Origin of the sequence: Akkermansia muciniphila (assembly GCF_002884975.1) — a bacterium.
GTDB classification, from domain to species: Bacteria; Verrucomicrobiota; Verrucomicrobiia; order Verrucomicrobiales; family Akkermansiaceae; genus Akkermansia; species Akkermansia muciniphila_C.
In genome coordinates, this window is sequence record NZ_PJKB01000002.1 from 847,024 (window position 1) to 867,474 (window position 20,451).

Genomic DNA, 20,451 nt, shown 5'->3' on the forward strand with positions numbered 1-20,451 from the left:
CCGGCCTTTGCAGCAGATTCTCTCTCCTCCCTGCCATTGCCGGAGAGTTTTTTCTAAAACCGCCTTTCCTTTAAAACCAGGGCTTGATTTCCGACCGGGGATGCGGAGACACAGGAATTGCCTTATTCTTAATGGCCGGGGTAAACCTGTTTCCAGGTTTTGCCTTCGTCCGTGCTTTCATAGATGCCTTTTTCCGCGTACAGGGTGATGTGCTTGTTGTTCGCGGTGTCAATCAGCAGGTTGAAGGCGGCGCCCCAGTCTTCCTTGTCCGACCGCTTCTGCCAGTTTCTGGCGTTGCGTTCGCTGGAGTACACTCCTTTGCCGTCCAGCGGGACGGCGAGCATGAAGGTATCGTCCAGGCGGCGCCTGTCGATCGCCAGCGTAGGCTGCGTGACGGGCAGCCCCTGAAGCACGCGGTTCATGGTGCGGCAGTCATTGAAGGAGGTGTACACGCCCTGGGTGGAGAAGACGTAGAGCTGGTCTGCGGCGCGGGTGTCGTACACCAGCCTCAGGAAGCCCGCTCCCTGCACTTCATTTTTCTGGGTCCATTTCTTCCCGTTGTTGGTGGAGATGAAGATTTTGCTGGTATTGGCCTTGCGGTCCGCCGTCACGGCCCCGATCCTGCCCTGGGCGGTCGTATGGAAGCCGACGTTGGTGACGGGTTCCCCCGCCAGGCCTACGTTGTTCCAGGTGTCTCCGCCGTCCGTGCTCATGAATAACCCGGCGCGGTCCGAACCGACGATGATTTCCCGCGGATTCCGGGGATTGACGGAGATGAGCTCCCCGGCAATGAAGGAGATGGGGGACGGGTCCACTTTTACATCCGGGTTGGCGACGGTCCACGTTTTACCCATATCCTTGCTGCTGAACAGGGCTCCTCCCTGGGAGGTCGGGGCCAGCAGGAACATTTTGTCCCCGGCAAGCGCCATGGAACGGACGGTTTTGACGCCCTTGGGCAGTGTAAGGGGCTTGCGGGCGTAGGTGCCGTTTTTGCGTTCCAGCAGGTCCGCCCCGGAACGGTAGCGCGCTACTGCCAGCTCCGGGGAGAGCAGGGAATAGCCGATGATTTTTCCGGCAGGCATGGCGGCGGTTATCTTGTGCGGCTGGAGTTTGACGGGTTTGATGGAAATTCCGTCCATGGCGGCGGAAAAGATGCCCTTGCCCTTGCCCGGAATGGTCCTGAACGTGATGCCGGCGATGGCTTCCTCCTTCATCGGGATGATGCGCTGCATGCCCATTTCCCATTTTTTCATGTCCGGGGAGGTGAAGCAGGTGAATTCATTGCCGCGCCGCATGATGCGCACCCAGGAGTGGTCCTTGTTCAGGGTGAAGGTGGATTGGCGGCCCGTTCCGTAGTCGCTGAAGTCCGCGCTGCACCGGAGGCCGCGGCCCACGGTCCGGAAGACGGCGATTTCATCATCGTAGTTGGTGGCCCCGGCGTCCTTGCGCACCATGATGCCCGCCCAGCAGTCGTCCCCGGTGTCCAGCGCCTTGTCGCTGATGGAGCTGATGTGGGCCGTCAGCATGAAGTCCCCCTTGATTTTTCTGTTGACCAGGTATTCCCCTTCCCCCACGAAGCGGAAGGAGTTTCCCGTTCCGCTGATGGAATGGGGCAGCCCCGGTTCCCCGCGCAGCATGGCTTCCCAGCCGGGGGTGATGCGGCTCTGGGAATGGACGGGAACGACGGGGGTGTCCACCGTGCGGGAACCGTTGTAGAAGACGCGCGCCCACAGTTTGTTTTCCCCGTCAAAGAGCATCAGGGGAGCGGTGAAGGGGGCTGCGTCCGCGGAGGCGACCAGCTTGGCGCCGTTATAGTATTCCACCTTGTTCACCCGTCCGGAGGAGACCGCTGTTTTCAGCACGCGTTCCGGCCCCTTGCCTCCCACTTCCAGCCTGGCTTCCGGTATGTCCGCCCGTTTGGGACGCATGAGGCTGGCGAGCGGTATTTCCTCCATGGGGCGGTTGCCGTACTGCCAGCCCACCCACGCCACGGTGAATTCGTGTTCCGGCTTTTTCTTGAAGTAGGTCAGCTTGATGGGCGTAACGCCTTTTTCCAGGAAGACGGAGGCGCGCTTTTCCGACGTGCTGTGCAGTCCGTCGTTGTCAATAACGGTTTTTCCGCCGATGTCCAGGCGGCTTCCGTCGCAGGTTTGGAGGGCAAAGGTGTAGGCCCCCGTCTGTGGGACGACCAGGAAGCCTTCATATTCAAAGGCGAAGCGTCCTTCCCTCGCCCCGCGCAGGGCCGTGTCAAATCCATGGGAGACGCCGGTCCGCAACGGCTTGGAGAAGTCCAGTTCCGCCAGTTTGGACCATCCGTCCTTGTTTTCCAGGTATTTGTATTCCAGTCCGCTGGACAGGTCTTTTTTGCCGGGCAGCCCTTTCAGGGGAGCTTCCGCGGCGGCCTTGGCGAGTTTCAGGGTTTTCTGCTGGTCAAAGATGTCCGTGATGGTGAGCCTGACGAAGCATTGGGAAATGTCCCGGGGCAGAGCGACGGCTTTGGTGCGCACGTGCGGGATTTGTTCTTCCACTGCGTAGACTGGCGTTCCGGAGTATTGCGGATTGTCAAAGACTTCTATCTTGTAACCGAACTGGGGGGAGGACGTTTCCGCCAGCGTCCAGTCCACGATCACCTGGCTGCCGTCGTGGCGCGCCTTGCCTTCCGCCGCGATGGCGTCCATCACGGGCTTGTCCGGCTGGTTCAGCTTGAATGTGTGCTTGCGGCCCGGTTCCAGGTTTCTGGGGAATTGCCTGTTTTCCGTGTAGGACATGGTCAGGACGGAGTCGTTTTCCGTTTGGTGCACCGTCCAGCCGCTGTATTTCATGCCTCCCTCCTTGGGCACGTTAATGGAAACGGTATCACATTTTTCCCAGGCGCCGTTGTTCCGGTAAAAGCCCTTGCCGCGCCACAGTTCCCGCTGCTTGCGGCCCCCGTGCCCGAAGTCCTCCAGAAAGCCGCCGTTTCCCTTGAAGCCGGTGGCCGCATAGGGGATGCGGAAGGTGGCTATGTGGTGCCAACGGTTGCTGGACTGGTCTTTCATCCACCAGCCGGCGTAGCATTCCTTTTTGGCTTCATCCGCACCCCACGTGCGCATGAGCATGGTGTACCACTGCTTGGTCTTGATCCACGGGACGTCGCGTCCTCCGGCTTTTCCGGAAGCGCCTTCACCCACATATTGCTGGGCGTAGACGTGCGGGTTCACGTACACGTTGCGCACCTGGCGCCCTTCGTAGACCGGAGCTGGCCAGAAGGACCATACGGTGGACGGGCGGTAGGTTTCCAGGTTCGTGTTGTCGTTGGCGTTGGCCGCCACACCGGCATAGAAGTAGCCGCCCTTGGGGAACATGTCCAGGTTCCAGCAGGAAAAGTAGGTGGATTCCGGCCAGTAGGGGTAGAGCAGGTCCACCATGATGATGTCGGATCCCGGCTTCACTTCGTCACCGTACCAGCTGGCGGAGACGGGAAGCGTTAACAGGAGCCACAGGGAAAGGATAAATCTGGTCATGGCGGCAGGAGAAGGTGAAATTTGCAAAAACGTGGAACCGTTCCATTTATCATAAAAAGGGGAGGGTGTTCCAGCCTCAAATGCAGGAATGGCATTCCTGTTCTGTCAGCGGGAGATATGGACGCATTCAGGCCTTGCCCCTGTTTATTTGTACAGAGTAAATTTTAAAACATGATTCTTCAGTTGCGCATGAGTTCTTTTTTCAGGCAGTTCTTTGTTGCGGCAGGCTGGTTATGCCTGTTGATTGCCGTGGGAATGGACTGTGCGCACGGGGCGGAGAAGGAGGGCGCGCCGCTGAAGCCGTTTTTCTGCATGCATGCCGCGGACGGGAGGGTGACTGCCCGCGGCGCAGCCATGGGGACGGTGTTTACCGTACGGGCCTATCCCGGGGAAAGCATGGACGCGGCACAGACGGAAAAAGCCTGCACGGAGGCTCTGGCTTGTGCCGTTCACTGGGAAAAGGTGATGTCCGCCATGGATGCGGAGAGCTCCCTGGCCGCATTTAACGCAGCGGAGAGCGGCGTTGCCGTGCCCGTATCCCCGGAGCTGAAAAAGGTTCTGCTCCTGGCGCTGAAATATGCCCGCCTGACGGACGGCGCTTTCGATTTTACGCTGGGGCCGTGCATCCGCCTGTGGAAGAAGAGCCGCCGCCGGGGCGTTCTCCTATCCCGTGAGGAGCTGGAATGTGCACGCCGGGCTTCCGGTTGGGAAAAGCTGTGCGTGGGGAAGAGAGGGGCGCTCAAGAAGGTTCCCGGAATGAGGGTGGACCTGGGAGGCATCGGCAAAGGGTTTGCCGTGGACCGGATGGCGGAGCTTTTAAGGGGGAAAGGGGTGCTTTCCTTCTTCATTGACAGTACCAGCGACGTTCTGGCGGGAGCTCCCCCGCCCGGGGAGAAGGGATGGCGGTTGCGGGTGGACGCCGGGTACGGGGAGGGAAGGACGCTGCTGTTGAGTCATGCCGCCGTTTCCACCTCCGGGAATGCCTGCCAGATGGTGAAGATTGGCGGAGTGGAGTATTCCCACGTGCTGGACCCGCATACGGGGCTGGGCGTTACCGAAGGGCGGCAGGTGAGCGTGCAGGCGCCTTCCGCAGCCATGGCGGATGCCCTGGCGACGGCTGCCTGCGTGATGAGTGAAGAGGATTTCCGTTCCCTGGCGGAGGGGCTGCCCGGAGTTTCCCTGGTAAGTTCTTTCCTGGATTCCTAGTTTTCCGCGGGAGACGGGTATGGCGCACATGGGTCCCGCAGAAAAATTCATCATGAAAGAAGGGGGACGGCTGGGGCGTTGTTAGTAGACACTCATATCACGTTCATGAAAATCTCCCCGTTATTTATTTCCGCCCTGATGGGCGCTGCCGTCTCCGCGACCTCTGGCGCGGAATTTCCGAATCCTTATCCTGCCGCGGAACCCGGAGTGCGCCTGACGCCTGAGACGTCTCCCGCGCCCTCCATCAACGGAGCGTGCGTGTTTGGGGCAAGGCCAGGTTCCAGCGTGTTGTTCCAGGTTCCGGTTTCCGGGGAAAGGCCCATGAAGATTCAGGCGTCAGGACTTCCTCCGGGGCTGAAGATGACTCCGGGCGGCCTGATTACGGGGAAGGCTCCCGCAAAGAGGGGAGAATACAAGGTCACGCTGGAGGCGGCCAACAGCCTTGGGAAGGATTCCGGGGAATGGGTGCTGAAGGTAGGGGACGAGCTTTGCCTGACGCCTCCCATGGGGTGGAGCAGCTGGTATTCCTTCAGTGAGGCCGTGGGGCAGGACAACGTGCTCAAGACGGCCCGGCTGTTTGTTAAACTCGGATTGACCAACCATGGCTGGAATTACATTAACATTGACGATTGCTGGCAGGGGGTGCGCGGAGGGAAGAATGGCGCCATCCAGCCCAACAAGCGTTTTCCGGACATGAAGGCCATGTGCAGCGCCATCCATGCCATGGGAATGAAAGCAGGCATTTATTCAACCCCGTGGATGGGGACGTACGCCGGATTCATCGGCGGCAGCGCGCCCAACGAGAAGGGGGATTATACGGAACTGACCATTCCGGAGAAGGACCGCAAGCAGGAGAACCAGGTGTTTGGCGGCTATCCGGGAGTGCATCGGAGGAAGGCGGACCGCACGGGCCCCGTGTGGTTTTTTGACCGGGACGCCAGGCAATGGGCGGAATGGGGGTTTGATTATGTGAAGGTGGACTGGAACCCCAACGATGTGCCCACGACGGAACGCATCCGCAAGGCGCTGGACGCAAGCGGGCGGGACATCGTGCTGAGCCTTTCCAACGCCGCTCCGTATGAGCAGGCGGAGGGGCTGGCCAGGCAGGCCAACCTGTGGCGGACTACAGGGGATATAGAGGACCACTGGGGCAGCGTCAGCAGGATAGGTTTTTCCCAGGAACGCTGGCAGAAGCACATGCGCCCCGGGCATTGGAATGATCCGGATATTCTTCAGATCGGGAAGCTGGGGAAACCCAATCATGCCAATACCACGTTTGTGCAGACACGGCTCTCTCCGGATGAGCAGTACACGCACGTGACCCTGTGGTCCCTGCTGTCCGCTCCGCTGATTATTTCCTGTGATCTGGAGAACATTGATTCATTCACGATGGGCCTTCTTACGAATGACGAGGTGATTGCCGTGGACCAGGACCCGGCGGCCCGTCCGGCCCGCAAGGCGTGGCACCAGGGGGATTTCCAGGTTTGGACGAAGGAGCTGTCCGACGGCTCCGTGGCGGCGGGCTTTTTCAATACGGGAGGCGCCAGGGGCGTTCTGAGCGTGAACCTGGGGGAACTTGGCCTGCCGGATACGTATGAGGTGCGCGACCTCTGGAAGCGCGCCGACCAGGGCGAGGTGAAGGGGAAGATGTCCGTGGAGCTTAACAGCCACGGAGCTTCCATGTTCCGGTTCATCAAGAAGAACTGATGAGCGGGATAAGGATAAAAAAGAACCGTTCCGGGATGACCGGAACGGTTTTAAAAGGATTTGATGTGACTTGCCTTGACCTCCTGGCGGACTTAGGCGGCAATGCCGAAGTGCTGCTGGATGGAGGCGAAAATCTTGTCGCGGCGGGCGCGGGCTTTTTCGATGTCACGGGTCTTCAGAGAGAATCTCAGGCGTTCGGCCGTTGAGTCAGGCTTGTGAACCGTAACGTGGCACCACCATACCCCCCTGTTGTTCCACAGGTGATGGTTGGGGTTGTCATCATTAATTCTCAGAGCGATTTTGGTTTGGGCTTTCATCTGTGTGATCTTTTCCAGTAGTGGACTCTTTATTTACGTCCTTTGGTATATTAATGTTTCAATAAAACCTTCAACTTGGAGGTGCCTCACTTAAGCAGATGATCCCTTGTCTTTTTGGACATCTTTTCTTTCAGTTGCTCACCTCGTTGAAGCCTTAGAGTTCAAGTGGTGTAACAACGTTCAAAAAAAGAATCTTTTTACAGGAGACCTACCTTTTTAAGAGTATTGTAAGCACCGTTCTTGTTAATCGTACGCAGCGCCTTGGCGGAAATCTTCATTTTAACGAACTGGCCCAGTTCAGGAACCCAGATGCGTTTTTCCTGGAGATTGGGGAAAACGGTACGATTGACAGTCTTAGTGACGTGACGACCAATACCGCCCTTTTTCTTGGCAAGACCGGAGCGATGGATACGACGACCTTTGTGAGGCATGGTGCCTCGGATGATGCAAATTCGGGACATGGCAATCGAAGTTATTGTTAATACGAGAGAGATAATCTAGCGTATTTTCGCCTAAGGTCAAGAATAACCGGATAAAAGACTCGGAATTTGTTCGGGCGGCTCCCGGGGGCGTGCCGGGAGAACGTATCCGGTTCCCGGAGGCGGCCGGGACCTGGGAAGGGAGGGAATTTTGAGGTGGAGCCTGGCGGCCGCGCGAATTTCCGCGAGATTAAATGTCCCTTTTGGAACGTTATTTCCTTCAGAGCCTTCCGGACCTTTATTGAAGGAGGAATCCGGGAATGATCCTGATTGACCCGGAAACGGTATGGCTGCGTAAAACGTACCCGGCGCTTGCACGGGGGGATGCTCCGTGAGAGATTGTGAACATGAATGAAAATCATTATGCAGAGTTTTCCGAGTGCAGCATGAAGCCCCAGGATGTGCTGGAGTATGTTTCCGGTCCCATGCCGGTTCCAGCGGAAGAGGAAGTCCTGATCCGGATGAAGGCCGCTCCCATTAATCCGGCGGACATCAACTTTGTCCAGGGCGTGTACGGCGTGAAGCCCGTGCTCCCCCATTCCCGCGCCGGGCTGGAAGGCTGCGGGGTGGTGGAAGAGTCCCGCGCGGAGGGCTTCCGCAAGGGGGATGAGGTGATTCTGCTGAGGGGCGTGGGTTCCTGGAGCGAGCATGTGGCGGTTCCCTCCGTGAATGTGATGAAGCTTCCCGTGAAGGTGGATCCGGTCCAGGCCGCCATGCTGAAGGTTAATCCCCTGACGGCCCTGCGCATGCTGGAGGGGTTTGTGTCCCTGGTGCCGGGGGATTGGGTGGTGCAGAACGCCGCCAATTCCGGCGTGGGGAGGTGCATTATCCAGCTGGCCCGCGAGATGGGCGTCAAGACGGTGAATTTTGTGAGAAGGCCGGATGAATTAAGGGATGAACTGACCGCCCTGGGGGCCGACCTGGTGGTGGGAGAGGATGATGAGGACGTGGTGAAGAAGACGCTGGCCCGCCTGGACGGGAGAAGACCCGTGCTGGCCTCCAATGCCGTGGGCGGGGAAAGCGCCCTGCGCCTGATGGATATGCTGGCTCCCGGAGGCAGCATGGTGACGTATGGCGCCATGAGCAGGAAGAGCATCAAGGTGCCTAACGGGTTCCTGATTTTCAAGGGCATCAGGCTGGAGGGCCTGTGGGTGACGCAGTGGCTCAAGAATGCTCCGGTTCCGGATATTGAGGCCGCTTACGACAAGCTGGCGCGCCTGATGGCGGACGGCAGGCTGGTGCAGGCCGTGGATACCGTTTATCCGCTGAGCGACGTGCGCCAGGCCGTGGAAAAGGCCCAGGAAGAGTTCCGCAGCGGCAAGGTGGTATTGAGCATGGACCGTGCCTGATGCGGGAGGGGAAAGAACATTTGTTTTCCCAGACTGCGGAACGCTGGAGGGATTTTTTCAGCGTTCCGTGGTTCGGGTGGTATTGGCTGCTGGCCTGGGTGATGGCGGGGCTGAGCCTTTATTCCATGTGGCAGGCCGGTGATTTTTTTCTGGAAAAGAGCCGCTTTGCCCGGAAGGGCCTGTGTACGGAGGGGACGGTGCGGAACATCACGGAGGATACGGTGAAGTTGTGGAGCCGTTCGCGGGCCATGGGGACGTCCGGTCCCTCTCTGGACATATGGGCGCCGGAAGTGCGGTTCCTGCCGCAGACCGGGGAGGGGGAAGTGGTGTTCCAGTCTCCAGCCTTTCTATTCTGGTCTGCCTATTCCCGGGGGGACCGGGTGACGGTCTGCTACCCGCCGGAACGTCCGGAAGACGCCCGTGTGGCGGACAGCTTCATCTGGTGGCCGGAAACGCGCGGGGCCCTGTGGCTGATGGCGTTTCTGCTTGCCGGAGGAACGGTCCTGCTGAGGAAGAGGGACGTACGGAGTTCCGTAGGCGCGTAAAGCAGGGATTGCGCCGCGGCACGGCGCCGTTTGCCGTTTCAGCCAAGCGTGGAATCAAGCCATGTGCTGAGGATTTCCACGGCGGCCACCTGGTCGATGATGGGGCGGAAGCTTTTTTCCTTTTTCCCGGCGGCGTGCAGTTTTTCCTGGGCGATGACGGTCGTAAGGCATTCGTCCATGAATATCATCGGCAGGCCGGGAAGTGCGGCGGCCAGTTCCTTGCCGAAGGCGCGGACCTTGGCGGCGGCGGTTCCTTCCGTGCCGTCCATGCGCACGGGGATGCCCAGCACCAGGGTGCGGATTCCCCGCTCCTGCACGAGCTGGACGATGCGGGTGACGCCGTCCGTTTTGTGCCTGTGGATGGTTTCCACGGGATGGGCCATGATTCCTACGGGGTCCGTAGCGGCTATGCCGATGCGGGCTTCTCCGTAGTCAATGCCCAGGGCCGGATGCTGGGGAGTCATCTGAGATCGTCCGGGAGCTGGTTGACGATTTTTTTAATTTCGTCCGCCTTGTTTTTATCCGCAATGAGGATGGCGTCCGCCGTCTCCACGACGATCAGGTTTTCCACGCCCAGCAGGGCCACGTGCTTGTCCCCGCGCTGGGAAAAGACGATGTTTCCGGAGGCGTCCTGCACGGTAAGGTCCGTGTTGGCGCTGTTCCGGCTGTGGTCTTCCAGATAGTTGGCTACGGAGATCCATGAGCCTACGTCATCCCAGTCAAAGGTGGCTTCAAAGTTCAGCACCCGGTCCGCGTTTTCCATCAGCGCGAAGTCAATGGAGATGGGCGTGAGTTCCGGGAATTCCTCACGGAGGGTTTCCTGCTTGTCCGGGGATTCCGCGATGTGTTCCACGAAGGAGGCCAGCTCCGGGCAGTGCTTGTCAAGCTGCTCGCACACGGTGGGAATGCTCCAGACGAACATGCCGGCATTCCAGCAGAAGTTCCCCTGGTCCAGGTAGGCGGCGGCTGTAGCCGTGTCCGGCTTTTCCCGGAACTGGACGACTTCCCGGCAGGAGCATCCCGGAGCGGAGCCTGTTTCCTCCCCGCGTTCAATGTAGCCGTAGGAGGGGCACGGCCAGGTGGGCTTGATGCCCACGGTGACGAGCGCCTTTTCCCGGGCCGCCGTATCCATGGCGGCTTTCATCAGGGAGCGGAAGGCCGCCTGGTCCTGAATGAGCTGGTCCGAGGGGATGACGAGCATGACTCCGTGCGGGTCCGCCGCCTTGATGAGGCCGATGCCCAGGGCGATGGCGGGGGCGGTGTCCCGGCGCACGGGCTCGGAGATGATGTTGCTTGCGGGGATGTCCGGGGCCTGCCGGCGCACTTCCGCTTCCTGAAGGTGGTTGGTCAGGATGAAGATGTTCTGCCGGGGCACCAGGCCGTCCAGCCTGTCGATGGCCTGGCGGAGGAGGGTTCCTTCTCCGAACATGTTCAGGAGCTGCTTGGGGCGGTGGTCCCGTGAAAGCGGCCAGAAACGGGTGCCGCTTCCGCCGGCTAAAATGAGAGCGTATTGGTTCATGGCGATTCCGTAAGGATAGGTTCTAAGAAGAGGTCAGAGCGCGCCGAAGCGGCGCTTTCTGCGGGAATAGTCCAGCAGGGCGGCTTCCATGTCCCGGTCGCTGAAGTCCGGCCACAGCGTGTCTGTCACATAGAGTTCCGAATAACTGATCTGCCAGAGCAGGAAGTTGGAGACGCGCATTTCCCCGGAGGTGCGGATGAGCAGGTCCGGTTCCGGCATGCCGGCGGTGTCCAGGTGCTGGTTGAAGAGGTCTTCCGTGACTTGGTCCGGGTGGAGTTCCCCCCGGGCGGCTTTTTCCGCAATTTTTCTGGCGGCGCCGGTGATTTCCGCCCTGCTGCCGTAGGAGAGGGCCAGAACCAGGTTGAGCCTGGTGTTTTCCCTGGTGGCCTCCATGCTGGATTGAAGCAGCTTCTGGGTGCGTTTGGGCAGGCGGGAGATGTCTCCGATGGCACGGAGGCGTACGCCTTTTTCCTGCATCTGGCTGAGGCGTTTTTTCAGGAACTCATGCAGGAGGATCATCAGGGCATGAACTTCCATTTTCGGGCGGTTCCAGTTTTCCGAGGAAAAGGCGTAAAGGGTAAGCCAGGGAATGCCGTGGTCAATGCAGAAGTCCACGCAGTGTTCCACGGTATCCGCCCCCGCACGGTGCCCTGCCTGGCGCGGCAGATGGCGGCTGTGAGCCCAGCGCCCGTTGCCGTCCATGATGCAGGCAATATGAACCGGCAGTTTTTCCTTGGGAATGGTAAGCATAGATAGATGTGGCTCCGCTACTCTAGTCCATGACCGGGTCCAGTTCAACACGCAAGTTTTTCAGGATGTATTCCTGCCTTTCGCGCGTATTTTTCCCCATGTAGAAGGAAAGGAGGTCTTTCACCTTGTGGGAATCTTCCAGACGCACGCGGTCCAGGCGCATTCCGTCCCCGATGAAGGCTTTGAATTCCTGGGGGGAGATTTCCCCAAGACCCTTGAAACGGGTAATTTCCGGGTTTTTCCCCAGCAGGGCGATGGCCGCTTCCCGTTCCGCGTCCGAGTAGCAGTAAATGGTCTGCTGCTTGTTGCGCACGCGGAAGAGGGGCGTTTGAAGGATGAAGAGGTGGCCCTCCCGGATCAGTTCCGGGAAGAATTGGATGAAGAAGGTCATCAGCAGGATGCGGATGTGCATGCCGTCGTCATCGGCGTCCGTGGCGATGACCACTTTGTCATAGCGCAGGTCTTCCAGCCCGTTTTCAATGTTCAGGGCATGCTGGAGGAAGTTGAATTCCTCGTTTTCATAGACGACCTTGCGGCTCATGCCGAAGGAGTTCAGGGGCTTGCCCCGCAGGGAGAAGACCGCCTGGATTTCCGCGTCGCGCGCTGTGGTGATGGAGCCGGAGGCGGAGATGCCTTCCGTGATGAACAGGGTGGTTTCCCCCGCGCGGGCGTGCTTGGAGTTGTAGTGCACGCGGCAGTCCCGGAGGTTCTTGTTATGGATTTTTGCCTTGCGGGCGTTTTCACGCGCCAGCTTCTGGATGCCGGAGAGTTCCTTGCGGTCGCGTTCGGAGTCCTTGATCTTGGCTTCCAGCGCTTTGGCCGTTTCCGGATTCTTGTGCAGGTAGTTGTCCAGCTCTCTGGCAATGAAGTTGCCTACGAAGGTGCGGATGGTTTCCCCCTCCGGGCTGATGGTGTTGGATCCCAGCTTGGTCTTGGTCTGGGATTCAAAGACGGGTTCCTTCACCTTGATGGAGATGGCGGCCACGAGGGAGGAGCGGATGTCCCCGGCCTCATAGTTCTTTTTGTAAAAGTCCCTCAGCGTTTTGACGATGGCTTCCCGGAAAGCCGCCTGGTGCGTGCCCCCCTGCGTGGTATGCTGCCCGTTGACAAAGGAGTAGTGCTCTTCCCCGTACTGGCCGCCATGGGTGAAGGCCACCTCGATGTCATGCCCTTCCAGGTGGATGATGGGGTACAGCGGCTCCTCGCTCATGGCCTCCGTGAGCAGGTCCAGAAGGCCGTTTTTGGAGACGTAGCGGCGTCCGTTGTAGTGCAGGGCCAGCCCCTTGTTGAGGTAGGAGTAGTACCGGCACATTTTTTCAATGTATTCCGGACGGAACTGCGTGTTTACCGGGAAAATGTCCGCATCCGCATGGAACGCCGTGCGCGTGCCGTTGGGTTCCTCCGTGGCGCCGTCCTTCCGCCCCCTGGGGATTTCCTCCCCGCGGCAGAACTGGTAGGAGCGGGTTTCCCCGTCCCGGTAGGCCTGGATTTCAAAGAAGTCGGAAAGGGCGTTGACCGCCTTGATGCCCACGCCGTTGAGACCCACGGATTTCTTGAAGGCGTCGCTGTCGTACTTGGCTCCGGTATTAATCTTGGCGGCGCAGTCCAGCAGTTTGCCCAGGGGAATGCCGCGGCCGAAGTCGCGCACCTCGCACAGGCCGTCCGGAGTCACGTCAATCGTGATTTTCTTGCCGTAGCCCATGACGAATTCGTCAATCGAGTTGTCGATAACTTCCTTCAGCAGGACGTAAATGCCGTCGTCCGGAGAGGTGCCGTCGCCCAGTTTGCCGATGTACATCCCCGGACGCATGCGGATGTGCTCCCTCCAGTCCAGGGTTTTAATGCTGTTTTCGTCGTAGGCCATGTGCAGCGGGGTCGCGCCTATTATAGCGGGGCCCCCGGAATTTGCGAAGAAAAAATGCGTGTCCGCCCATTTGCGCCCAATGGGGGCTTGACCCGGAGGCCGTCCCTTGGTGGAATCCATGACGTATGATCAGCTGCAGCGCTCCGTGCAAGGTGAATGTTTCCCTCCGCGTTCTGGGAAAGAGGCCGGACGGCTTCCATGAAGTGGATACCGTGATGGTTCCCCTGGAATTGTGCGACGTGCTGGAGTTTTCCCCGGCGGGGGCGCTGGAGATGAGCTGCGACGCTCCGGGCGTTCCGCTGGATGAGAGCAACCTGGTCATGAAAGCGGGCCGCCTGATGGAGCGGGAGCTGGGGCGGCCCATGCCGTGGCATGTGCGCCTGGTCAAGAACGTACCCCATGGCGCGGGGCTGGGCGGGGGCAGCAGTGACGCCGCGTGCGTGCTTTCCGTCCTGAATGAACTGGAACACGGGGGCTTGCCTCCGGAACGCCTGGCGGAGCTGGCCGGGGAGATCGGTTCCGACGTGGGATTTTTCATTTACGGCGCGGCGTGCCGCTGCACCGGACGCGGGGAGAAGGTGGAACCCCTGCCGGAATGGAGGGAGTGGCGGCCCCAGGTGGTGCTGCTGAAACCGTCCTTCGGCGTTTCCACTCCGGACGCCTACCGCCGCTGGGCAGGTTCAGGGGAATTGCCGGGCATACCGTACGGTGAGCAGCGGGTGGACGGCCATGTGCTGGTGAATGATCTGGAAAGGCCCGTGTTCGAGAAGCATCTGTTTCTGGCGGAAATGAAGAGCTGGCTGCTGGAAAGGCCCGGCGTGCGCGGCGCCATGATGTCCGGCTCCGGCTCCACCATGTTCGCCGTGACGGAGGACGCGGTAGCGGCCCGCAGGCTGATGGAGGATGCCGCCCGGGAGCTGGATCCCACCCTGTGGATGTGGACAGGCCGCGTGATGCAGCGGGGCATCCGGTAAAAACATGTTTCCGCAGGCGGCGTTGCCTTGACGGCGGGGGAGGCATGCCGTTACACTCCAGCCATGATTAAGAGTTTGTTTGCAGGCGTGGTCCTCGCGGCTGCGTGCGCCGTCCAGGCCGGTGAATATGGAGCCAGCGCGGTCCAGGCCGCCCGTGAGCTTTCCGGAGCGGTGAAGACGGGGGACATGATGTGGATGATTGAGAAAATGTACGCGCCCATGAAGAAGCAGCTTGTTTCTTCCTTCCCCGGCGGGGAGGCCGCTTTCATGACGACCATGAGGGAAAAGATGCAGGCCGCCGCCGCCGTGATGAAAGAGCGCGGCATGGTGGTGGAGACGTATGAGATCGGCAATCCCACGGCGGAACATCTGGTGAAGAATGGAGACGAGGTGCTGGTGGTGCTCCCCACGCGGATGGTCATTTCCATGAAGCGTCCGGACGGGGTGCCCGTAAAGATAGAAAATACAGGCGTTCTGGTGCTGGTGAAGGATTTGAAGGATAAGGGGCCCTGGACGTTCATCGATGCTTCCAAGATGAATGCGAATGCCCTGCGCTCCATGTTCTATGACCTGCCGGAAAAGGTGAACCTGCCGCCGGTTTCCTCCCGCCAGCTTCCCGTGGGCCAGTAGGGGAATGCATTCCCGTATGAATGGCGCCGGGGCAGATGAAGGGGAAGGCGTTAGCGCCTTTGAGGCTTATGTCCACCGGGCATTTGCCCGGGACGGCCTGTTCTCCCGCGCCAGGGATTTTGAATACCGTGCGGAGCAGCAGAGCATGGCCCTGGCTGTGGCCAGGGCGCTCCAGGTGGACGCCCCGCTGCTGGTGGAGGCCGGTACGGGCGTGGGCAAGTCCCTGGGCTACCTGCTCCCGGCGGTGAAGTTTGCGCTGGATTTTGACCGGAAAGCGGTCATTTCCACGCACACGATCAATTTACAGGAGCAGTTGTTCAATAAGGATATTCCTTTGCTCCGCTCCGCCCTGGGGATTGATTTTTCCGCCGCCCTGCTGAAAGGCAGGCAGAATTACCTGTGCCATACCCGCCTGCGGCGCGCTCTGTCCCAGATGGATTCCCTGTTTACGCAGGGGGAGGCCGCGGAGCTGAAGCGGATCCAGGACTGGGCGCTGAGAACGCAGGACGGCACCCTGAGCGACATGACGTTCCGCCCCTCTCCCAAGGTGTGGGCCATGGTGTGCAGTGAACCCCATGCGTGCAGCATGCGCCATTGCGGCCCCTCCTGCCCGTACCAGGTGGCCCGCAAGAGGGTGCTGGAGGCCAAGGTGGTGGTGCTGAACCACACCCTGTTTTTCGGCCTGATGGCCCAGGCGGAGGATTCCGAGGAGGCGGGGTTCGTTTTCCCCGGTGATTTCGTGGTTCTGGATGAGGCCCACATGATTGAGAACATTGCCGCCAAGCAGTTGGGCGTGCAGTTGTCCCAGCCGCATTTGAATTATGAACTGCTGCGCATGTTTAATCCGCGCACGCGCAAGGGGCTGCTGAAACCGCTGAATAATGCGGCCTTGTTCCAGTGCGTGCAGGAGGTGATTGACGCGTCGGACCTGTTTTTCCAGAATGCGCGGGATGACCTGGGGTTTGCAGGTTCCGGCAAGATTGTCCGCATTCTCCGGCCGGAGTGGTCCCAGGACATTCTTTCCCTCCCTCTGGCGGAGCTGGTGGGGGAGCTGAAACGGGAAGCCGCCAGGCAGGAGGAGAACGTGGCCGTGAAGGACGAGCTGGCGGACATGGCCGCCCGGATGGAGGAGGCGCAGGCCTCCCTGAAGGTGCTGATGGATATGACGGAGGAGGGGCACGTGTACTGGGCGGAGCGGTCCGGGCCGGAGGGCAGGAGCATGAGCGTGTGCTCCGCTCCCGTAGAGGTGGGGGATATTCTGAGGGAGCGCCTGTTTTCCGCCGGGCGTTCCGCTGTTCTGACTTCCGCCACACTGGGCACGGGGGATGCGGACATGAGTTACTTTGCGGGGCGCGTGGGCGCGGAAAGCGTCCGGAAGCTCCAGATAGGCAGTCCGTTCAATTACCGGGAGCAGATGCGGCTGATTGTGGCCCGCTCCATGCCGGAGCCGGACCAGCCGGAGTATGCGGAAGTGCTGCCGGAGTGGATTAAAAGGTATCTCGCGGAGTCTCGCGGCAGGGCCTTTGTGCTGTTCACCAGCTACCGGCTGATGGTGCAGGTGGCGGAGAAGGTGCGCCCGTTCTGCGAGGAGCAGGGGTGGACGCTGTACGTGCAGGGGCAGGACATGCAGCGGCACGCCATGCTGGAGGCGTTCCGGAAGGATGTGAACAGCGTGCTCTTCGGCACGGACAGTTTCTGGACCGGGGTGGACGTGCCCGGAGAGGCCCTTTCCAACGTGATCGTGACGCGCCTGCCGTTTGAGGTGCCGGACCACCCGCTGGTGGAATCCCGCTTTGAGAGCATCAAGGCGCGCGGGGGGAATCCGTTTTACGAGTATTCCGTGCCCGTAGCCATTCTGAAGCTGCGGCAGGGGGTGGGGCGGCTGATCCGCACGAAAAGCGATTCCGGCATGGTGGTGATTCTGGACCCGCGCGTAGCCACCAAGAGGTACGGGGCGCGGTTCATCAACTCCCTGCCGGATGCCCGGCTGGAATTCGTGTGAGGTTTTTTCTTAAGGCTGGCCGGAGTTTTCCTGTTCCCTGCCGTACTGCATCAGGCGGTAGCTGAGGGGCTGTTCCAGGCGAGCTTCCTCCAGCAGGGCGCAGTCCGCAAAAATGTCCGGGACGGGGGCGTCCGCCAGAATAGAGCCGTCTTTCATCACGATGCAGCGCGTGCACAGGTCCATGACCATGTCCAGATCGTGCGTGGCGATGATCTTGGTGTGGGAGAACTGGCGCAGCAGGCTGATGAGCGTGCGGCGTGAAGCGGGGTCCAGGTTCGCGCTGGGCTCGTCCAGCACCAGGATGTCCGGACTCATGGAGAGGACGGTGGCGATGGATACGGCGCGTTTTTCCCCGCCGGAGAGGTGGTGGGTCATCTTGTCCGCCAGGGCCTCCGCATGGACGTCCCGCAAGGCCTGCCGCACGCGGCGGCTGACTTCTTCCGGAGGGAGGCCCATGTTGAGCGGGCCGAAGGCCACGTCTTCCCGGACCGTGGGCATGAAAAGCTGGTCGTCCGCCTGCTGGAACACCATCCCCACGCTTTCCCGGACGCGGGCGACGGTTTTAGGCGTCACGGGGATGTCTCCCACCCGCACCTGGCCGGAGGAGGGCTCCAGCAGGCCGTTGAGGTGCAGGAGCAGGGTGGATTTTCCCGCTCCGTTCCCGCCGACGACGGCAACGGATTCCCCGTGGGTGATGCGCAGGGAGACGCGGTTCAGCGCCGGAGGAGAATCCGGGTAGCTGAAGCACAGGTCAATGGTTTCTACAAGGTGGTGGCTCATGAGAGGAGGCTGCGGGCGCACTGGCCCGCCAGCATGGTGATGTTAAAGCAGCGGAACAGGATGACGAGGGCGCAGAAGAGGAGGCCGCCCGCCACGCCGCGCCCGGTGATGACGCCGGGGGTGCTGACGAATTCGGGGTCTTCCCCGCCTCTGCACAGGACGGCCTGGTAAATGCGTTCCGCGCGCCCGAAGGTGCGCAGCAGGAGCTGCCCGGTCATGGCCCCCCAGGTGGAGAGGGGGACGGAACCGGAGCCGCCCCGCCGGGAACGGAACGCCATCAGCATGTTCTGGAATTCATCCATCAGGATGAAGGCGTACCGGTACAGGAAGGCCAGGAGCGTGATCAGGATGCGCGGCACGCCAAGCTGCCTTAAGCCGCGGCACAGCGGGGCAAAGCCCGTAGCGGCCAGCAGCGTGAAGGCCCCCAGGATGGTGAGCATGCACCGCAGGATGATGGAGATGAAGGAGATCATGCCCCGGGTGACGGGAATGCCGAACCATTCCCCTGCGGGCGTCCTGTCCACCAGCGGATTGAAGATGCCGATCATGACGGCGACGGGCAGCAGCCACAGGGTACGCTTCAGCAGGTATCCCAGGGGAAGCCCAGCCATGCGGATGACGCAGACCGGGAACAGGAAGAAGGGCAGCAGCCCCGTGATTTCCTGCGGAGGCCAGGAGAGCACGCAGATTTGAAAGACGAGGAAGGCCACGATTTTAATGCGTGCGTCCAGACGGTGGAAGTCCGTGTTTCCGCAGGAAAACCGGTCCATCTGGCGGAAGTGCCGCGCGGCGTCCGTGAATAGGGCCATGGCAGGGGTCAGCGGGGGCAGTGGCCGTGCGGCTTTCTGCCAAAGAGGAAGCCGGCGCCAAAGATGACGGTCGCGATGATGACGCTTCCCAGAACGCCGGCCAGGCTCGTTTCAGGATTGACGATGGAGGAGGATTCCCCCGTTTCTCCGGAGGATGCCGTATCCTCCCCGGCGGGGAGGGCGTAATCCGGCATGATGGCGGTGGATTCCTGTACGGATTCCAGGCTGCGGTGGAGGGAGGAAGGTTCCGCCAGGGTGGTTTCTTCAGACCCGGTGACGCCCGCTACGGACCATTCCAGGCCGTCCGGATAGGCGGAGGCGAACCAGGAGAGGGCCGCCCCGCAGAGCAGGGCCGCTACCGCAAAGATGCCCAGGACGGTGAAGGAGGCTTTTTTGACCGGGCCCGTTTCCAGATCCTCCGGGCGCAGCAGGGAGGGCTGGGCCTTGCTGATGAAGATGATTATGGCTGCCGTGGCAAGCCCTTCCACAATGCCGATCGCCAGATGGATGGGCAGCATCAGTTCCACGAACTGGGCGAAGGGCAGGGCGGAAATGCCGGAGGCCGTCGTTTCCAGAACTACGGAGAAGGCGCCGAGCTGGAGCCCAATGACGGCGGCGGTGATGCTGGCGAGCGTGATGCGCCCCGTGCCCGGGGTTTTTCCGGCAAGCGGCCTGTAAATGAAGGGATAGGCCACCAGGCAGGAGAAGAAGCCCATGTTGAAGATGTTGCACCCCAGGGCCAGCAGTCCTCCGTCCGCAAAGAAAAGGGCCTGCACCGCCAGGATGGCCGCCATGACCAGGAAGCCCGCGTACGGGCCCAGCAGAACCGCAAGAATGAGGCCGCCGCCCAGATGGCCGCTGGACCCGGTGCCCGGGATGGTGAAGTTCAGCATCTGGCAGGCGAAGATGAAGGCCCCCAGCACGCCCATGAGCGGCACGAGCCGCACTTCCTTTTCCTGCCTGACCTTGCGCGCGCAGAGCGCCGTGACCGCGGCGGAAGCCGCCCACATGGTGCAGCCTACCGCCGGTGAAATGAAGCCGTCCGCCATATGCATGATGTTTGTGTCTTTCTAATTGGATGAAGTGAAGTATTGGTAAAGGCCCGGACCGGGGAGATTGACGCCACTTTAGCACAAACGCCGCCAGGCCGAAGAAGGAAATGCGTTCCGGGAAGAAGTATTTTTCTGCACCGCCCGGACTTTTCCAGGAGGAGGGAACGGAGGGTTTTATTCCCGGGAATGACGGCTTTCCATGAGAGGGAGGGCGTGTACCGCCCAGGGCAGCGCCGGGAACATGGACGGATCGGGCGTGATGCGGTCCGGTCCGTGATTTGCTAGACGGAACCCATGATGAATTTTTCCATAGCTAAGTGCCTGTTTTCCATAGGCGGATGTTCGACAATCCTGGGCAATATTTCCGCGGATGCGGCTGTTTCCTCCGCCGGGGCCATCGGCGGCCTGGGCGTTCTGACGATTGCCGTGAATTATACGCTGAACCTGCTCAAGAAAAAGGACGAGCAGTTGATGGCGAAAGACGCCCGCATTGAAGCCCTGATGGACCGCCTGATTGACAAGTGCCCGAATTGCGAGCTGGCGAAGGCGGCCAACAAATCCCTGCTGGAGGAGGAATAGGAGGAGGCGTACCCGTTATTGCTCCGCGCAATGGAGCGTCCGGGTGTAGGCCTCCCGGTTTCCGTCCGTATTCAGGATCAGCCGGGTTCTGCTAAGGCTGTCAATGGTGGAGGTTGCGGTGAAGAGGGAGGAGCTTCCGTTGCCTATGCTTTTTCCCGTCAGGATCAGCCGGTTGCCGTCCAGTTTCCAGCCCGTGTAAAGGAGCGTGTGCATGTTGATGGAGCCGGCGCGCCCGTCCGGCATGAGCGCCATGCCCTGCACCTGCTGCGGCTGTCCGGGAATGGGCTGGGTCCAGCAGCCGGAGAGGCTGGCGGGAGTGGGCTGCATGGAGCAGGAGGCCGCCAGCAGGGAGAGGGCCGGAAGAAGCGGGAAAAGGCGCATGGCGG

At 60.7% G+C, this 20,451-nt stretch carries 19 protein-coding genes; 8 read left to right on the top strand and 11 right to left on the bottom strand.

Annotated features, from left to right (window positions below; genetic code table 11):
• Positions 1-128 precede the first annotated feature (128 nt).
• A complete protein-coding gene (locus CXU21_RS09695; RefSeq protein WP_102725873.1) occupies positions 129-3,503 on the bottom strand; it encodes a DUF3472 domain-containing protein in 3,375 nt (1,124 codons plus the stop codon).
• 189 nt (positions 3,504-3,692) lie between these two features.
• Here CXU21_RS09695 and CXU21_RS09700 point away from each other — a divergent pair, with 189 nt between their 5' ends.
• Together CXU21_RS09700 and CXU21_RS09705 are read left to right on the top strand one after the other, a co-directional pair.
• Positions 3,693-4,709: an FAD:protein FMN transferase gene (locus CXU21_RS09700; protein ID WP_180972761.1), complete on the top strand. Its 1,017-nt coding sequence runs from the start codon at positions 3,693-3,695 to the stop codon at positions 4,707-4,709.
• A gap of 105 nt (positions 4,710-4,814) precedes the next feature.
• On the top strand, positions 4,815-6,416 hold the full coding sequence (locus tag CXU21_RS09705; RefSeq protein WP_146017045.1) for a glycoside hydrolase family 27 protein: 1,602 nt from the start codon (positions 4,815-4,817) through the stop codon (positions 6,414-6,416).
• A gap of 92 nt (positions 6,417-6,508) precedes the next feature.
• Here CXU21_RS09705 and CXU21_RS09710 read toward each other — a convergent pair whose 3' ends face one another.
• Positions 6,509-6,733, bottom strand: coding sequence for a hypothetical protein (locus CXU21_RS09710; protein ID WP_012420228.1), 225 nt, complete (start codon positions 6,731-6,733; stop codon positions 6,509-6,511).
• Between the two features lie 197 nt (positions 6,734-6,930).
• Positions 6,931-7,194: a 50S ribosomal protein L28 gene (gene rpmB, locus CXU21_RS09715; protein ID WP_012420229.1), complete on the bottom strand. Its 264-nt coding sequence runs from the start codon at positions 7,192-7,194 to the stop codon at positions 6,931-6,933.
• A gap of 365 nt (positions 7,195-7,559) precedes the next feature.
• Here rpmB and CXU21_RS09720 point away from each other — a divergent pair, with 365 nt between their 5' ends.
• Both CXU21_RS09720 and CXU21_RS09725 read left to right on the top strand, forming a co-directional pair.
• A complete protein-coding gene (locus CXU21_RS09720; RefSeq protein ID WP_102725876.1) occupies positions 7,560-8,561 on the top strand; it encodes an MDR family NADPH-dependent oxidoreductase in 1,002 nt (333 codons plus the stop codon).
• Between the two features lie 20 nt (positions 8,562-8,581).
• The gene (locus CXU21_RS09725; protein ID WP_180972762.1) at positions 8,582-9,106 is read left to right on the top strand and encodes a DUF3592 domain-containing protein; all 525 of its coding nucleotides are present in this window, start codon (positions 8,582-8,584) and stop codon (positions 9,104-9,106) included.
• Between the two features lie 38 nt (positions 9,107-9,144).
• Here CXU21_RS09725 and ruvX read toward each other — a convergent pair whose 3' ends face one another.
• From ruvX to CXU21_RS09745, 4 genes are read right to left on the bottom strand one after another with little or no spacing between them, the layout of a single operon-like run.
• A complete protein-coding gene (gene ruvX / locus CXU21_RS09730; protein ID WP_102715390.1) occupies positions 9,145-9,570 on the bottom strand; it encodes a Holliday junction resolvase RuvX in 426 nt (141 codons plus the stop codon).
• Complete coding sequence (locus tag CXU21_RS09735; protein ID WP_102725878.1) at positions 9,567-10,625, bottom strand: mannose-1-phosphate guanylyltransferase; 1,059 nt, start codon at positions 10,623-10,625, stop codon at positions 9,567-9,569. Before CXU21_RS09735 ends, ruvX begins: the two co-directional genes overlap by 4 nt.
• Before the next feature lie 33 nt (positions 10,626-10,658).
• Positions 10,659-11,375 (bottom strand): isoprenyl transferase, encoded by a 717-nt coding sequence (locus tag CXU21_RS09740; RefSeq protein ID WP_102715394.1) that lies wholly within the window; start codon positions 11,373-11,375, stop codon positions 10,659-10,661.
• 22 nt (positions 11,376-11,397) lie between these two features.
• Positions 11,398-13,239: a DNA topoisomerase IV subunit B gene (locus CXU21_RS09745; RefSeq protein ID WP_102716017.1), complete on the bottom strand. Its 1,842-nt coding sequence runs from the start codon at positions 13,237-13,239 to the stop codon at positions 11,398-11,400.
• Positions 13,240-13,364: 125 nt separating this feature from the next.
• Between CXU21_RS09745 and ispE the strand changes: the two genes are divergently transcribed.
• The 3 genes from ispE to CXU21_RS09760 all read left to right on the top strand — a co-directional run bounded on the left by ispE (position 13,365) and on the right by CXU21_RS09760 (position 16,845).
• Positions 13,365-14,213 (top strand): 4-(cytidine 5'-diphospho)-2-C-methyl-D-erythritol kinase, encoded by an 849-nt coding sequence (gene ispE, locus CXU21_RS09750; protein ID WP_102715396.1) that lies wholly within the window; start codon positions 13,365-13,367, stop codon positions 14,211-14,213.
• A 63-nt stretch (positions 14,214-14,276) separates the two neighbouring features.
• Positions 14,277-14,843, top strand: coding sequence for a hypothetical protein (locus CXU21_RS09755; protein WP_102725879.1), 567 nt, complete (start codon positions 14,277-14,279; stop codon positions 14,841-14,843).
• A 16-nt stretch (positions 14,844-14,859) separates the two neighbouring features.
• A complete protein-coding gene (locus tag CXU21_RS09760; RefSeq protein WP_102725880.1) occupies positions 14,860-16,845 on the top strand; it encodes an ATP-dependent DNA helicase in 1,986 nt (661 codons plus the stop codon).
• Between the two features lie 9 nt (positions 16,846-16,854).
• On the opposite strand, the gene CXU21_RS09765 is transcribed toward CXU21_RS09760, so the two are convergent.
• The 3 genes from CXU21_RS09765 to CXU21_RS09775 are packed head-to-tail and all read right to left on the bottom strand — an operon-like array spanning position 16,855 to position 19,489.
• On the bottom strand, positions 16,855-17,625 hold the full coding sequence (locus CXU21_RS09765; RefSeq protein ID WP_102725881.1) for an energy-coupling factor ABC transporter ATP-binding protein: 771 nt from the start codon (positions 17,623-17,625) through the stop codon (positions 16,855-16,857).
• A complete protein-coding gene (gene cbiQ, locus CXU21_RS09770; protein WP_102725882.1) occupies positions 17,622-18,434 on the bottom strand; it encodes a cobalt ECF transporter T component CbiQ in 813 nt (270 codons plus the stop codon). The genes CXU21_RS09765 and cbiQ overlap by 4 nt, the downstream gene beginning before the upstream one ends.
• 8 nt (positions 18,435-18,442) lie before the next feature.
• Positions 18,443-19,489, bottom strand: a complete 1,047-nt coding sequence (locus tag CXU21_RS09775) for an energy-coupling factor ABC transporter permease (RefSeq protein ID WP_102725883.1) — start codon at positions 19,487-19,489, stop codon at positions 18,443-18,445.
• Positions 19,490-19,780: 291 nt separating this feature from the next.
• Between CXU21_RS09775 and CXU21_RS09780 the strand changes: the two genes are divergently transcribed.
• Positions 19,781-20,065 carry a hypothetical protein gene (locus CXU21_RS09780; protein ID WP_102715408.1) on the top strand — a complete coding sequence of 95 codons (285 nt, stop codon included), beginning with the start codon at positions 19,781-19,783 and terminating at the stop codon, positions 20,063-20,065.
• A gap of 15 nt (positions 20,066-20,080) precedes the next feature.
• Here CXU21_RS09780 and CXU21_RS09785 read toward each other — a convergent pair whose 3' ends face one another.
• Positions 20,081-20,446 (bottom strand): lipocalin family protein, encoded by a 366-nt coding sequence (locus CXU21_RS09785; RefSeq protein WP_102725884.1) that lies wholly within the window; start codon positions 20,444-20,446, stop codon positions 20,081-20,083.
• Positions 20,447-20,451: the final 5 nt, after the last annotated feature.